The organism is Mesorhizobium sp. M0800, from assembly GCF_040320095.1.
Lineage (GTDB): Bacteria > Pseudomonadota > Alphaproteobacteria > Rhizobiales > Rhizobiaceae > Mesorhizobium.
Genome location: NZ_JAMYOZ010000003.1, coordinates 76,923 through 89,553, shown reverse-complemented (window position 1 = coordinate 89,553; position 12,631 = coordinate 76,923). Strand labels below are relative to the sequence as shown.

The 12,631-nt window shown below is 64.1% G+C and carries 13 protein-coding genes; 3 read left to right on the top strand and 10 right to left on the bottom strand.

Translation table 11 applies throughout. From position 1 onward, the window contains the following. Positions 1-46: 46 nt before the first annotated feature. The 6 genes from NKI18_RS05235 to NKI18_RS05210 all read right to left on the bottom strand — a co-directional run bounded on the left by NKI18_RS05235 (position 47) and on the right by NKI18_RS05210 (position 6,255). Positions 47-628: an NAD(P)H-dependent oxidoreductase gene (locus NKI18_RS05235; protein ID WP_352617550.1), complete on the bottom strand. Its 582-nt coding sequence runs from the start codon at positions 626-628 to the stop codon at positions 47-49. Positions 629-853: 225 nt separating this feature from the next. Next, on the bottom strand, positions 854-2,251 hold the full coding sequence (locus NKI18_RS05230; RefSeq protein WP_352617684.1) for an FAD-binding oxidoreductase: 1,398 nt from the start codon (positions 2,249-2,251) through the stop codon (positions 854-856). Further along, positions 2,251-3,549 carry a cytosine deaminase gene (locus tag NKI18_RS05225; RefSeq protein ID WP_023676546.1) on the bottom strand — a complete coding sequence of 433 codons (1,299 nt, stop codon included), beginning with the start codon at positions 3,547-3,549 and terminating at the stop codon, positions 2,251-2,253. Before NKI18_RS05225 ends, NKI18_RS05230 begins: the two co-directional genes overlap by 1 nt. A 17-nt stretch (positions 3,550-3,566) precedes the next feature. After that, positions 3,567-4,418: an ABC transporter permease gene (locus tag NKI18_RS05220; RefSeq protein WP_352617548.1), complete on the bottom strand. Its 852-nt coding sequence runs from the start codon at positions 4,416-4,418 to the stop codon at positions 3,567-3,569. Further along, positions 4,405-5,247 carry an ABC transporter ATP-binding protein gene (locus NKI18_RS05215; protein WP_352617546.1) on the bottom strand — a complete coding sequence of 281 codons (843 nt, stop codon included), beginning with the start codon at positions 5,245-5,247 and terminating at the stop codon, positions 4,405-4,407. Before NKI18_RS05215 ends, NKI18_RS05220 begins: the two co-directional genes overlap by 14 nt. 3 nt (positions 5,248-5,250) lie before the next feature. Next, positions 5,251-6,255, bottom strand: a complete 1,005-nt coding sequence (locus NKI18_RS05210) for an ABC transporter substrate-binding protein (RefSeq protein WP_352617544.1) — start codon at positions 6,253-6,255, stop codon at positions 5,251-5,253. 276 nt (positions 6,256-6,531) lie between these two features. Here NKI18_RS05210 and NKI18_RS05205 point away from each other — a divergent pair, with 276 nt between their 5' ends. Continuing rightward, positions 6,532-6,915, top strand: a complete 384-nt coding sequence (locus tag NKI18_RS05205) for a RidA family protein (protein WP_352617542.1) — start codon at positions 6,532-6,534, stop codon at positions 6,913-6,915. Between the two features lie 57 nt (positions 6,916-6,972). Then, the gene (locus NKI18_RS05200; protein WP_352617540.1) at positions 6,973-7,776 is read left to right on the top strand and encodes a creatininase family protein; all 804 of its coding nucleotides are present in this window, start codon (positions 6,973-6,975) and stop codon (positions 7,774-7,776) included. 64 nt (positions 7,777-7,840) lie between these two features. On the opposite strand, the gene NKI18_RS05195 is transcribed toward NKI18_RS05200, so the two are convergent. The 3 genes from NKI18_RS05195 to cobD all read right to left on the bottom strand — a co-directional run bounded on the left by NKI18_RS05195 (position 7,841) and on the right by cobD (position 10,673). Next, on the bottom strand, positions 7,841-8,983 hold the full coding sequence (locus NKI18_RS05195; RefSeq protein ID WP_352999240.1) for a serine hydrolase domain-containing protein: 1,143 nt from the start codon (positions 8,981-8,983) through the stop codon (positions 7,841-7,843). 131 nt (positions 8,984-9,114) lie between these two features. Continuing rightward, the gene (locus tag NKI18_RS05190; RefSeq protein WP_353019031.1) at positions 9,115-9,618 is read right to left on the bottom strand and encodes a tyrosine phosphatase family protein; all 504 of its coding nucleotides are present in this window, start codon (positions 9,616-9,618) and stop codon (positions 9,115-9,117) included. Next, complete coding sequence (cobD, locus tag NKI18_RS05185) at positions 9,615-10,673, bottom strand: threonine-phosphate decarboxylase CobD (protein WP_352617534.1); 1,059 nt, start codon at positions 10,671-10,673, stop codon at positions 9,615-9,617. The genes NKI18_RS05190 and cobD overlap by 4 nt, the downstream gene beginning before the upstream one ends. On the opposite strand from cobD, the gene cbiB reads away from it, so the two are divergent. Then, on the top strand, positions 10,672-11,643 hold the full coding sequence (cbiB, locus tag NKI18_RS05180) for an adenosylcobinamide-phosphate synthase CbiB (RefSeq protein WP_352617533.1): 972 nt from the start codon (positions 10,672-10,674) through the stop codon (positions 11,641-11,643). The two genes, cobD and cbiB, sit on opposite strands and share 2 nt — an antisense overlap. 370 nt (positions 11,644-12,013) lie before the next feature. Here the strand turns inward: cbiB and cobO are convergent, their stop codons facing one another. Beyond that, positions 12,014-12,631 carry a cob(I)yrinic acid a,c-diamide adenosyltransferase gene (cobO, locus tag NKI18_RS05175; protein WP_352568974.1) on the bottom strand — a complete coding sequence of 206 codons (618 nt, stop codon included), beginning with the start codon at positions 12,629-12,631 and terminating at the stop codon, positions 12,014-12,016.

The window sequence follows — 12,631 nt, the reverse complement described above, 5'->3', positions numbered from 1 at the left end:
TCTTTTCCTTCTCCCACAAGGGGAGAAGGAAAAGTCCCCTCCCGCGTCAGAACGCGTCCATCCTGGCCGCGACCTTCGCGATGAACCTCGTCCGCGTCTCGTCCGTCGACAGGTTCATCGAGTAATGCGCGAGGTAGGAAACCGACCCGCCGGGCTTGATCGTCGCACGCAGCACCCGCTTGACCAGCTTGCGCGGCGGGTCACCCATCAGCATGGCTCGGAACCGGCTGCCGCCATAGGTCGTGACCGCGACCACCTTGCGAATATTGTGCAATGACGGCTGCACCTTGCCGTCGACCAGCTTGAACGACACGCCGGGCAGGAAGACGCGATCGAAAAAGCCTTTCAAAATGGCCGGATAGCCGAAGTTCCACACCGGAAACGACAGCACCAGCGCCTCGGCCCGCAGAAGGCGCTCGACATAGGCTGACGCCGGATCGCCTTCGCTGCGTTCGTCGTGATAGGACAGCCGTTCGGCCCGCGTCAGCCTGGGATCGAAACCCTCCGCATAGAGATCGCAGTCGTCGACGACATGGCCGGCGGCCTTCAGCCGCTCGATGATCGTCCGGTGCAGATCGGCGTTGAAGCTGGTCTCGACCGGATGAGCATAGAGGACGAGGACGTTCACAGGAGAACATCTCGCAAGTCGGCACCAAGCACCCCCCTCTGCCCTGCCGGGCATCTCCCCCTCAAGTGGGGAGATCGGCTGTCAGTATCGCTTTCGCCAGTTGACGACGTTGGAAGATGGTCGAGACGATGGAACTGCCAATCTCCCCCCTTGAGGGGAAGATGCCAAGTGGTGGCAAAGAGGGCAGGCCAGAGGAGGGTACAGCGCCATACGCCCGTCATCGTCTCAACCCGCCTTCTCCAGTCCCTTGAACAGGAACGACTTGCCCGAGCGATAATCATAGTCCGGGTTCTCCCAGGCGATCATCTTGCCCGGATTGAGCAGCCCTTGCGGGTCGGTCTCGCGTTTGAAGGCGAGTTGCACCTCGTCGGTGCGCTTCATGCCGCCTTCTTCCAGCGTGTAGCGGTGCGGGTTGAAGATCCAGCAGCCATTGTCCTCGTGGATGCGGATGATCTCGTCGAGCCGCTCCGCCGTGGTGAAGCGGACCAGCGGCAGCCCTGCGATGCCGATGGCGCCGTCGAAGCGGATGAACTCGAGATGCGCCGGCACCTCGTCGCCGAAGCGGTCGACCATCGCCTTGACGTGGCCGAGGTGGTCCGGCGACGGATAGCGGGTCTGCAGATAGGTGATCGTCGGATCGACCCGGATGGCACGCAGCGTCGTGTGGTTCCAGGTCAGCTCATAGGCCGGCGGCAGCCCTTTGAGATCGGCCTCCTTGTCGGCGCGAAAGACGATCTCGCCCTTGCTGCGCGCCGTGAAGGCGAGGAAGGCATCCATCGCATGCGGCGCGATCATCAAGACGACGATGCTTTGGCCGCGCCGGAAAAACCGCTGGTGGCGCTTGAAGTAATCGTAGGGGATGGGTGCTGCGATCGGCGTGATCAGTTTCGCCAATATGCCGTCCTGGATGGCGAGATCGTTGCCGAAGCCAGCCGCATCCATGAAATCGTCGAAGCCGACGATGACGTCGATCCAGTCATAGCTGGCGGTCAGAGGCATCTCGACTTCGGTGATGATGCCGTTGGTGCCGTAGGCGTGCATCACCTTCAGCACGTCCTCGCCGGTGAGCTCCATGACCCGCGGCTCAGCCTCCATCGTCACGGTCCTCAGCCGGATGACGTTGCCGAGGTCGCGCAGTCCGCCCCAGCGGATCGAACCGATGCCGCCGGAGCCGCCGGCGACGAAGCCGCCGATCGATGCGGTGTTGTAGGTCGACGGCGACATGCGGAGCTCCTGGCCGGAATGCGCCCGCGTCGCTCTGTCGATGTCGGCGAGCACGGCGCCGGGGCCGGTGACGACACGGCCCGGCGCGATCATCTTGACCGCGTTCATCTCGGCGAGATTGAGCACCACGCCGCCGGACAGTGGCATCGCCTGCCCGTAATTGCCGGTGCCGCTGCCGCGCGGCGTCACCGGGACGCCGTGCCGGTGGCAGGCGGCGAGAATGCGGACGACCTCGTCTTCGGTTTTCGGCGTCACGATCAGGTCACCGGTGACGTGCTCGAGCTGCTGCTTCAGCACCGGGCTGTACCAGTAGAAGTCGCGGCTCTTCTGCTGGACGATGGCCGGATGGTCATCGACCTTGAGGCCGTCCAGGTCGCGCTTGAGCGCCGCAATATCCATCATTCCACCATCAGATCATCGAGTTCGGCATAATCGGGCAGCTGGCGCTCGATCGCATGCCCGTCGCGCACGACGATGCGATCCGATTCGGGCCGCGACAGCAATTCCGTCCAGCTTCGCCCCCTGAAGACGACGAAATCGGCCGGCGCTCCGGCGGCAAGCGTGCCGAAATTATCGAGCCGCATCACCTTGGCCGGCGTTGCGGTGACAGCTTGCGGCCAGTCCGCGACGGGATGGTCGAGATGCAGGACGCGCGTCGCCATGCGATAGACCTCCAGCATGTCGAGATCGCCATAGGCGTAGAACGGGTCGCGCGTATTGTCGGAGGCGACGGCGACGGCAATGCCGCGCGCCTTCATCTCGTGCAGCAGCGTCACCCCGCGCCAGCGCGGCGTTGTCCTGTCGCCTCGCCGGTCCTGCAGATAGAGATTGCACATCGGCAGCGACACCACCGCCAAGCCGGCCTTGGCGACCTTATCCAGCGTGTCGAGCACGTCGAGGTCGGGCTGGCGTGCCAGCGAGCAGCAATGGCCGACCAGGATGTTCCCGTCAAAACCGTTCCAAAGGGCTGCTTCGGCGATTTTCTTCAGCGAGATCGCCGAGACATCGTCGGTCTCGTCGGCGTGGAAATCGAGGTCGAGGCCATGCTTGATCGCCTGCGCAAACACCTGGTCGAGCAGTTCTTCGAGATCCGGCACCATATAGGTGACGACGCCGAGGACACCCTTGGCGGCAGCCACCCGTTTGGCCAGCCTCTCGAACCATTTCCTGTCGCGCACGCCCTCGATGCCGAGCAGGCAGGCCGCCTGCAGCTCGATGCGGCCGCGCCATTTCTCCCGCATCGTCTCGAACACCGGCCAGGAGATCTCTTCCTGCGGCGCGACGCTGTCGAGATGCGTGCGCAGCGCCCTGGTGCCGTGCGCGTAGGCGCAGCGCAGCGAAAAATCCATGCGGCGGGCAACGTCGTCGGCGCTCCAGCGCGCCGCGCGGTCGGCGCCGGTGGCGTTCAAAGCGGCCATGAAGGTGCCGTCCGGGTTGGGCTTTCGGGGCCAGATATGGCCCTTGTCGATATGGGTGTGGCAGTCGACAAAGCACGGCAGCACGATGCGGCCGCCGAGATCGGTGGCGTCCGCCGGTGCGTTGGATCGATGCGCCGTAATCCCGGAGATCTTGCCATCGGCGACGGCAACGTCCGCGAGCGCAAATCCGTCGGCGCCAAAGGCAGCCGCAAGCCCCGGCGTCAGCGACGCGTGAAGCCGGACGTTGGAAAGATGGTAGGAACCAGAAGCTGGTATCAAGGCGGCGCTGCTCACCATCACCGCTCCTGCCTCAGCGCGCTCTCGTGCCAGCGCCGCAAAATGAGATGCGAAATCAGCGACAGCACCAGGAAGATCAGGACGCCGGTGAGCGAGATCAGGATCAGCGCCGCGAACAGTCTTGGTGCGTTGAGCCGGTAGCCGGCCTCGATGATGCGCGAGGCGAGGCCGGACGACTGGCCGGTGGCGCCGGCGACGAACTCGGCCACCACCGAGCCGATCAGCGACAGGCCGCCGGCGATCTTCAGCCCGCCGAGGAAATAAGGCATCGCCGCCGGCAGCCGCAGATAGCGCAATTGCTGCCAGCGGGTCGCGCCGTTGAGCTTGAACATGTCGCGCAAATTGCGATCGACGGAATTGAGGCCGAGCGTGGTGTTGGAGAGGATCGGAAAGAAGGCGACGATCCAGGCGCAAAGCAAAAGCTTCGTCGTCTGGTTGTCGACATAGATATTGATCAGCGGAAAGATCGCGACGATCGGCGTCACCTGCAGCACGATGGCGAACGGAAAGAACGACATCTCCACCCATTTCGACTGAGCGAACAGCACTGCCAGCCCGACACCGCCGACCACGGCGAGAAGCAGGCTCAAGAAGGTGATCCTGAGTGTCACCAGCAGCGAGGAGAACAGCAGCCCGGCATCGTCGTGCAGCGTCTGCAACACCACGCCGGGGCGCGGCAGGATGTATTTCGGAATGTCGTTCCAGACACAGACGCGGTCCCACAGCCAGATGGCCAGGATCATGATCGCCAGCGGCAGCAGCCATCTGCCGATGCGCTCGAAGCGCTCCTGGCGGACGCGGCGCGCCTCCTCCGGGTCGAGCGCCAGGACTGGTTCTTCAATGGCCGTCATGATGCGGTCCGGCAGTTGAGTTGATGGCGCCGATCAGCACGTCGGATGCCTGGCGGCAGAGCGCGGCATAGTCGGGCGAGGTGCGAAACGCCTCGTCGCGCGGATAGGATGCATCGACGGCAAGCTCGGCAAACACCCGGCCCGGCCGCGCCGCCATGACGACGATGCGGTTGGAGAGGAATACGCTTTCGAAGACGCTGTGGGTGACGAAAACGACGGTAAAACGCTCATCCTGCCATAGCTCGAGAAGGTCGTTGTTGAGCTTGAAGCGGGTGATCTCGTCGAGTGCGGCGAACGGCTCGTCCATCAACAGAATGCGCGGCTTGGTTACCATGGCGCGGGCGATAGAGACGCGCATCTTCATGCCGCCGGACAGTTCGCGCGGCACGGCATTCTCGAAGCCGGTCAGGTGAACCCGCGCCAGCATCTCCATCACCGCCGGCGCCGCCTTGGCACGCGACACGCCCTTCAGCCGCAGCGGCAGCCAGACATTGTCGAAGACGTCGGCCCAGGGCAGCAGCGTCGGCTCCTGGAAGACGAAGCCGATATTTGAACGGTCGCCGATAGTCGAACGCTCGAGGGCGCCGCTGCCGCGCCAGTCGAGCACGCCCGAGGTCGGCGTCGACAGGCCCGCAATCAGCCGCAGCGCCGTCGATTTGCCGCAGCCCGACGGCCCGAGCAGGCTGAGGAAATCGCCCTCCCGGATCGTCAGCTCGACATTGCTGAGCGCGGTGACGCCGTTGGAAAAAACCTTGCCGACGCCACGCAGCGCCAACAGCGTCGGCCCCGATACGCTTCCTGGCTGTTGCGCCACTTTCTCCAGCTTCACGGCCTACTTCTTCAGGTCGAGCCCGACGCTCTTGTTGACGAAGGCCAGCGTGTAGGCCTTCTTGATGTCGATGCCCGCCGGTGTGACCTTGGCCTTGACCATCTTGTCGTAAAAACTCTGGATGCGCGCATCGGTCATGGCGCCGATGCCGAGCTTTTCGCTGTCGCCGGAATCGACCACGCCGAACTTCTTCAGCTGCTCGATCGAGAAGGCGATCTGCTCATCCGTCATGTCCGGATTTTCCTTCTTGATCATCTCGTTGGCGGCCTTGTTGTCGCCGTAGAGATAATTGTACCAGCCCTTGGCCGAGCCATCGACGAAGCACTGGACCACCTCGGGCCGCTTGTCGACCGTCTCCTGCATGGTCTCGACCGTCGTTGCATATGTGTCCCAGCCATAGTCGGCCAGCAGGAACTGGTTCGGCGTGAAACCGCCCTGCTTCTGGACGGCGAATGGCTCCGAGGTGACGTAACCCTGCTGGATCGACTTCTTGTTGGCGATGAACGGCGCCGGGTTGAAGGTGTAGGGCGCGCGCTTGGCGGCGTCGAAGCCGAGGTCGGTGACCATCCACTGGAAGAAGGTCTGCGCACCTTCGTCGCCGAGGATGTACTGGTCGGCGTTCTTCAGGTCTTCCCATTTGTCCAGCCCCTGCCCGGGATGGGACATGATGACCTGCGGGTCCTTCTGGAAGTCGGCCGCCACGACGCGCATCGGTATGCCTTGCTGCACGGCATCGAAGGCCGACAGCAGATTGCCGCCCATGTAAAAATCGATCTTGCCGGCCAGCAGCAGCGGCCGGCCGCTGACCTGTGGGCCGCCCTGCATGATCGTCACGTCGATGCCGCAGGCCGCATAGGTGCCGTCCGCCACGGCCTGGTAGTAACCGCCATGCTCCGGCTCAGCCAGCCAGTTGGTGCCGAAGGTGACTTTTTCGTTCGCTGCCGCGGCAAGCGTGCCTGCGCCAAGCAGCACGATCACGCCCGCCGAAATCTTGAGTTTTCCGTACATCCACACCACCCTTTGTTCGCTCCGGCGCGTCACGCGCCGGGCTCGACACCATTGTTTCAAGAAGCAAGACACATGCCACCGGCGCGTTGCGCCGGGACCGCCCGCTTGTGCAATGCCCGCCTGAGCAATGGCGGCGCGAAGGCCGGACGGGTCATGCTGTACGAAAGGCATCGTGCCTATTTTTTGATCGCCTGTCCACAATCGCCCTCGTGACATGCACCGCCATCTTGATGCCCGCATCGATCCCGCTTTAGGCTGCCGTGAACGGAGATTGCCATGTTCAAATTTCTCACGCCGAAGTCGATCAAGCCGCCCTTCGCCCGCTACAGCCATGGCGTCGAACTGCCGCCCGGCAAGCGGCTGGTGCTGTGTTCGGGCCAGGTCGCAATCACCCCGGACGACCAGATCCCCGAGGAGGCCGGCGCACAGGCCGAGCTTTGTTTCCGGAACATATCGGCGATTCTCGGCGAGGCCGGGCTCGGCCTGTCCGACATCGTCCGCATCAACACCTACGTCACCGACCGCGCCTTCCTGCGGCCCTATATGGAGGTTCGCGACCGGCTGTTCGCCAGCCCGGCGCCGGCCTCGACGCTGATGATCGTGTCCGGTTTTGCCCGGCCGGAATTCAAGGTCGAGATCGAGGTCATTGCGGCGGGATGATCGACAGCCGATCGTTCCCGCGTTAGGTCTGGGCTTGTCGGTTCAAGAGGGCATGACATGACCGCTGCAAAAAAACGCGTATGGTGGGGTGACTACCGGACCACCGAATACGCGACCGTCGATCCTGAAGCGACCATTGCCGTTCTGCCGCTGGCGGCGATTGAGCAGCACGGCCCGCATCTGCCGGTCTCGACCGACACCTCGATCATGAACGGCATGCTGGAAACGGTGATCGCGCGCCTGCCCGGCGATCTCGACATCCGCATCCTGCCGGTCCAGGCGGTGGGCAAGTCGAACGAGCATTTGCACGCACCGGGCACCCTCACTTTGCCGGCGACGACCTTGGTCGAGGCGTGGACCGAACTTGGCCTGTCGGTCGCGCGCGCCGGCGTCCGAAAACTGATTGTCGTCAACTCGCATGGCGGCAATGAGGAGATCATGGGCATCGTCACCCGCGAATTGCGTGTGCGGGCAAAGATGCTGGCGGTAAAGACCAGCTGGCAGCGCTTTGGCCGGCCGGCCGGCATGTACACCGAGCTCGAGGACCGCCACGGCATCCATGGCGGCGACGTCGAGACCTCGCTGATGCTGCACTTCCGGCCCGACCTCGTCGATATGGGGAAGGCCGACAATTTCGTGTCCAAGGTCGCCCGCGCCGAAAAGGAATTTGCGCTGCTGCGCCACACCGGAACGCACGCCTTCGCCTGGATCGCCAGCGATCTCAACCCGAATGGCGTCGTCGGCGACGCCAGCATTGCCACCGCTGAAAAAGGCCGGCTCACCGCCGAGCATCAGGCCGACGGCTTCATCGGCCTGCTGAGGGACGTGGGCAAGGCAAAGCTGGCGGATTGGCTGGCGTAGGTGTTTGATCCCACCAACTCAGGCCTCGCTCACGAGGGGCGATTCCATTCGCGCGCGAGGATCCTCACTTCACCTCTTGAAGCGGCGACACCGTGTAGATTTCGTCCAGTATCTTCACCATCAAGGTGTTGGCGGTCGCCTGGCCGTGGAGCGCGAGAGTCAGGTTGGTCCATATGACCAGGGTGACGTCATTGGCCGGATCGTAGCCCATGAAGGACTGGTAACCGGGCATCTCGCCTTCGTGATAGTAGATTTCGTTAGGCCCGAAGGTCAGCGTTAGGATGCCATAGCCGTATTTTTGCATGGCGGGTTCGCCCGGCGCCGGCGCCTCAGGGCTTGCAAGCCACTGGCGCTGGAAGTCGGCATTGAAGAGCTTGCCCCCGACCAGCGCGCGCATCCAGGTAGCGAGGTCATCCGCGGTGGAGATGACTCCGCCAGCCGCAAAGTAGGCGGACGGGTTCTGCCATGTGTCGTCGTTGGGCTTGAGCGTTCCCGCCCTGGCCGCAGCCTGGAGGTCGTCCGGATAGGGCGCATCAGCCAGGGCGTACGAAGTACTGCCGTAGAGATAGCCGTTTGAGTATGGCTCGGGGATGGCGTTCGACGTGCTCGGCGGCAACGCCGTGTTCTTCATGCCGAGCGGCCCGAACAGGCGGTCCCGGAAGATGGTCGAGAGCGGCTTGCCGTCGATCTTCTCGGCAACAAGGCCGAGCAGATAGTAGTTGGTGTTGTTGTACTCGAATTCGGCACCCGGCGCGAAGTCCGGCGGCCGTTTGAACGCCATGCCGAGTACTTCATCAGCGGTCCATACCCTGTAAGGATACTTGTCCAGGCTTTCGGCAAGTTCCGGCGCATTGGTGAAGTTAGGGAGGCCGCTCCGCATTGTTATGAGCTGCCGAATGGTTATCTCGTCGCCGTTGGGAACGCGCTGGACGTATTTCGAGATCAGATCGGCGAAGCTCAGTTTCCCTTCCTGCACCAGTTGCACGATGACAGCGGCCGTCATCGTCTTGGTGTTCGAGGCCGCACGGAAGTGGGTATCGGCGCGCGGCGGGTTCGTGGCACCCAGTTCAGTCGTACCGTAGCCGAAGACGAGGTTGCCCCGCGGAGTCTTGAGCAAAACCATGGCACCGGGCAGCATAAGTTCCTTGGCCAAACCCTCGACAGTGGCTTGGAGCGCTGCCAGGTCGATCGACTTGAGAGCCGGCATGGACGCGGCCATGGCGCTGCCTGTCGCGCAGACCACGCCAACAACGATGGCCAAAATTCTCCCGATCATCATTCGCCCCTTGGCCGTGTCCTAGAACTCCTGCGCACTTTTCCTGGAATTTGTTTTTAGGCTCAGATTTTCAATTCGAACGGCGTGCCTTCGAAAGCATCCGCGCCGCGCCCGATCGCCTGGATCGCTTCGATCATCCTGCCCCTGCGATCGAGCAGCGTGTCGGCGATCGCGATCAGCCGCGGATTGGGTGTCGCCGTGGGCGACAGCCTGCGCAGCGTCTCGGCCAGTTCGGCCTCGTCGCGCTTCGGCGCCAAGGCTGCCGCGATGATGTAGGCCGAGGCGGTCGAGCGGCTGATGCCGGCATAGCAATGCACCACCAGCGGCCGCGAGCGATCCCAGTGGCGGGCGAAATCGAGCACGTTCAGGACATGCTCCTCGCCCGGCATGGTCATGCCCTCCTGCGCCACCGCAATGTCATGCATGACCAGATGCAGATGGTTTTCCCTGGTGATCGAGGCCGGTCGCATCACCTCCGTTCCGGCGGCAAGCAGCGAAAGCAGCCGGCCGGCCCCGGTCTTCGTTACCGTTTCCTCGACTTTGGACAGCGAGCAGACATGGATCATTGGATCGTTTCTCCCTTGGCATCATCGTCGCGCCGCGAGGCCCAGCCGGCAAGCGCCGATTCGAGCCGCCGCCATGCTTCGTCGGCTCCCGGCAGGCCGGCGCGCAGCACATCCGGACGATCGGCGAAATGCCGAAGCAGGATGCCGCGCTGGCCGAGCACCGAAAACAGGCCGGCGGCGCCCGCCAGCCTGATATAGCGGAACAACGCGGTGCCACCGGCGACAGGCACGCCGAAGCGGCCGAACAGCGTATCGAGCCGTGCGGCATCCTCGGCCAGACGGCGCCGCATCCCGGCCTGCCAGCCGGTATCGGCAAGCGCCCTTATGCCATATTCGAGCGCCGGCCCGGCAACCGCCCATGGCCCGAATTGCGCCTCCAGCCGCTCGACCGTCAGCGCATCGGCCAGTGCAAAGCCAAGCCGCAGGCCGGCCAGGCCGAAGAACTTACCGAACGAACGCAGCACGACGATGCCGCCCTGGTCGACGTCGCCGGCCAGGCTTTCGCTGCGCGGGCCGACATCCATGAAGGCCTCGTCGACCACCAGCAGCCCACCTCTGGCGCGTAATGTCCCGGCAAGTCGAAGCAATCTTTCGCGCTCGACGACGCGCCCGTCCGGGTTGTTGGGATTGACGACGACGGCAAGGTCGGCCGCCGCCAGGGCTTCGAAATCATCGACTTCAGCCGCCGCATGGCCGGCGATCGCCGCTGCCCGCCGATGCTCGGCATAAGTCGGCCCGAGCACCAGCGCCGTGCCCGGGCTGACCAGCGAAGCGACGCGCGGCAACAGGATCTGCGTGCCGGGCGCCGCTGCGACATTCGCCGCCGACGGGGCGCCATAGGCGCTTGCCGCGCGTTCAGCCAAGTCGCGGCTGCGCGCTGTTTCCGGCAATCGCGACAGGGCGGTGGCGGGCAAATCGAAAAGCGGGTAGGAGTGCGGATTGATCCCGGTCGAGAGGTCGACGAAAGGCAGCGGCGCGTGAGGGAAAAGCGCCCTCGCCCGGCCAAGGCTTCCGCCGTGGTCCACTGCCGCCGTCACTCCATCAAGAGACTTCATGCCGATCCTGATCACTTTCCTGTCGCTGGCCATCGAACTTGTACTCGGCTACCCGGCCCGGCTCTTCGATGCCATTGGCCATCCCGTCACCTGGTTCGGCAGGCTGATATCCTTTCTCGACCGCAGGCTCAACCGCGCCACTGATTCCGACGCCCACCGTCGCCGCTGGGGCGTCTTCGCGCTGCTGGTGATCGTGCTGGTGCCGGCCGCCCTCGCCCTCTGGCTCGAAACCTTGCTTTCGAGCATTCCCCTCGGCTTGTTGGTCACCGCAATTCTGGCGACGTCGCTGCTGTCGCAGAAGAGCCTGGCCGAGCATGTCGAAGCGGTCGCCGACGCACTCGACAGCGGCGGACTGGATATGGGCCGCATTGCCGTCTCGCGGATCGTCGGTCGCGACCCGGAACAGCTCGACAGGGCCGCTGTCTGCCGCGCCGCGATCGAAAGCCTGGCCGAGAATTTCTCCGACGGCGTCGTCGCTCCGGCCTTCTGGCTCGGTATCGGCGGGCTCGCCGGCGGCGTCGCCTACAAGGCCGCCAACACCGCCGATTCGATGATCGGCCATCGCACCCCGCGCCACGAAGCCTTCGGCTGGGCGGCTGCGCGCTTCGACGATTGGATCAATCTGCCGGCGTCGCGGCTGACGGCGCTGCTGATCGTACTCGCCGCTTTTCTGGTCAAGGGCGCCGACGCCAAGGACGCCTGGCACGCCGTGCGGCGCGATGCGAAAAAACACCGCTCGCCCAATGCCGGCTGGCCGGAAGCAGCGATGGCCGGCGCGCTCGGCCTGGCGCTCGCCGGCCCCCGTTCCTATGACGGCGTCATGGTCGAAGACGCGTTGATGGGCGAAGGCGGCCGGCACGATGATGTCGAGAGCACCGACATCCGACGGGCGCTGAAACTCTACCGCGTCGCCGACTTACTGCTGATCGCGCTGTTCGGCGTGGTCGCGGTGGTTGTTATCTTGGCGTGATCTGCGCTCGAGATCGAGCGGAAACAAAGAACCCGCCAAGCGACGGGTCGTTGGAGCCCAATTAGCACTATAGCCAAATTAGTAGCATAGCTGCCGGCACAAAGCAAGAACAAAATAAGGCTACGCCTCAAATAATCGCGTCAGGTCGGCGCCGCCCCTCACCCTTACCATTCCAGGGGCGAGCCGCTTCGTGCGGCTTTCCCTTCTCCCCTTGTGGGAGAAGGTGGCCGCGAAGCGGCCGGATGAGGGGTGTTCCAGCTTGGCACCAACAGCGCTCCGGCCAGCACCCCTCAACCGTCTTGGCGCTGCGCGCCAATCCACCTTCTCCCACAACAAGGGGAGAAGGAAGAAGAGGCGCCAGCAACACCCCTCAGAACTCGATCCCCTGCTGCGCCTTCACGCCGGCGGAGAAGTGGTGCTTGGTCACGCCCATCTCGGTGACCAGATCGGCCGCCTCGACCAATACCGGTTTGGCGTTGCGGCCGGTGACGACGACATGCAGGCCTTCGCGACGCGCCTTCAGCGCCGCGACCACCTTTTCGAGATCGAGGTAGTCGTAGCGCAGCGCGATGTTCAGCTCGTCGAGCACCACGAGGCTGATCGACGGCTCGGCCATCAGCTCCAGCGCTTTCGCCCAGGCAGCCTCGGCCGCCGCGATGTCGCGCTTCAGGTCCTGTGTCTCCCAGGTAAAGCCCTCGCCCATGGCGTGCCAGACGACACGGTCGCCGAAGGCGGCAAAGGCGTCTTTCTCGCCGGTGTGCCATTTGCCCTTGATGAACTGAACGACGCCGACGCGCTTGCCATAGCCGAGCATCCTGAGCGCCAGCCCAAAGGCGGCCGTGGTCTTGCCCTTGCCCGGTCCGGTGTTGACGATCAGCAGCCCCTTCTCGACCGTCTTGGCCGCGACCTCGGCGTCCTGCACCGCCTTGCGCTTGGCCATCTTGGCGCGGTGGCGTTCCTCGTCCTTGGGATCGATAGTATCAGCCAT

What these genes read in the sequence shown, in the direction of transcription:
- NKI18_RS05230 (WP_352617684.1), bottom strand. Translation starts at nt 2,251, where the DNA reads ATGGATATTGCGGCGCTCAAGCGCGACCTGGACGGCCTCAAGGTCGAT.
- NKI18_RS05220 (WP_352617548.1), bottom strand. Translation starts at nt 4,418, where the DNA reads ATGACGGCCATTGAAGAACCAGTCCTGGCGCTCGACCCGGAGGAGGCG.
- NKI18_RS05210 (WP_352617544.1), bottom strand. Translation starts at nt 6,255, where the DNA reads ATGTACGGAAAACTCAAGATTTCGGCGGGCGTGATCGTGCTGCTTGGC.
- NKI18_RS05205 (WP_352617542.1), top strand. Translation starts at nt 6,532, where the DNA reads ATGTTCAAATTTCTCACGCCGAAGTCGATCAAGCCGCCCTTCGCCCGC.
- NKI18_RS05200 (WP_352617540.1), top strand. Translation starts at nt 6,973, where the DNA reads ATGACCGCTGCAAAAAAACGCGTATGGTGGGGTGACTACCGGACCACC.
- NKI18_RS05195 (WP_352999240.1), bottom strand. Translation starts at nt 8,983, where the DNA reads ATGCCGGCTCTCAAGTCGATCGACCTGGCAGCGCTCCAAGCCACTGTC.
- NKI18_RS05190 (WP_353019031.1), bottom strand. Translation starts at nt 9,618, where the DNA reads ATGATCCATGTCTGCTCGCTGTCCAAAGTCGAGGAAACGGTAACGAAG.
- cbiB (WP_352617533.1), top strand. Translation starts at nt 10,672, where the DNA reads ATGCCGATCCTGATCACTTTCCTGTCGCTGGCCATCGAACTTGTACTC.
- cobD (WP_352617534.1), bottom strand. Translation starts at nt 10,673, where the DNA reads ATGAAGTCTCTTGATGGAGTGACGGCGGCAGTGGACCACGGCGGAAGC.
- cobO (WP_352568974.1), bottom strand. Translation starts at nt 12,631, where the DNA reads ATGGCTGATACTATCGATCCCAAGGACGAGGAACGCCACCGCGCCAAG.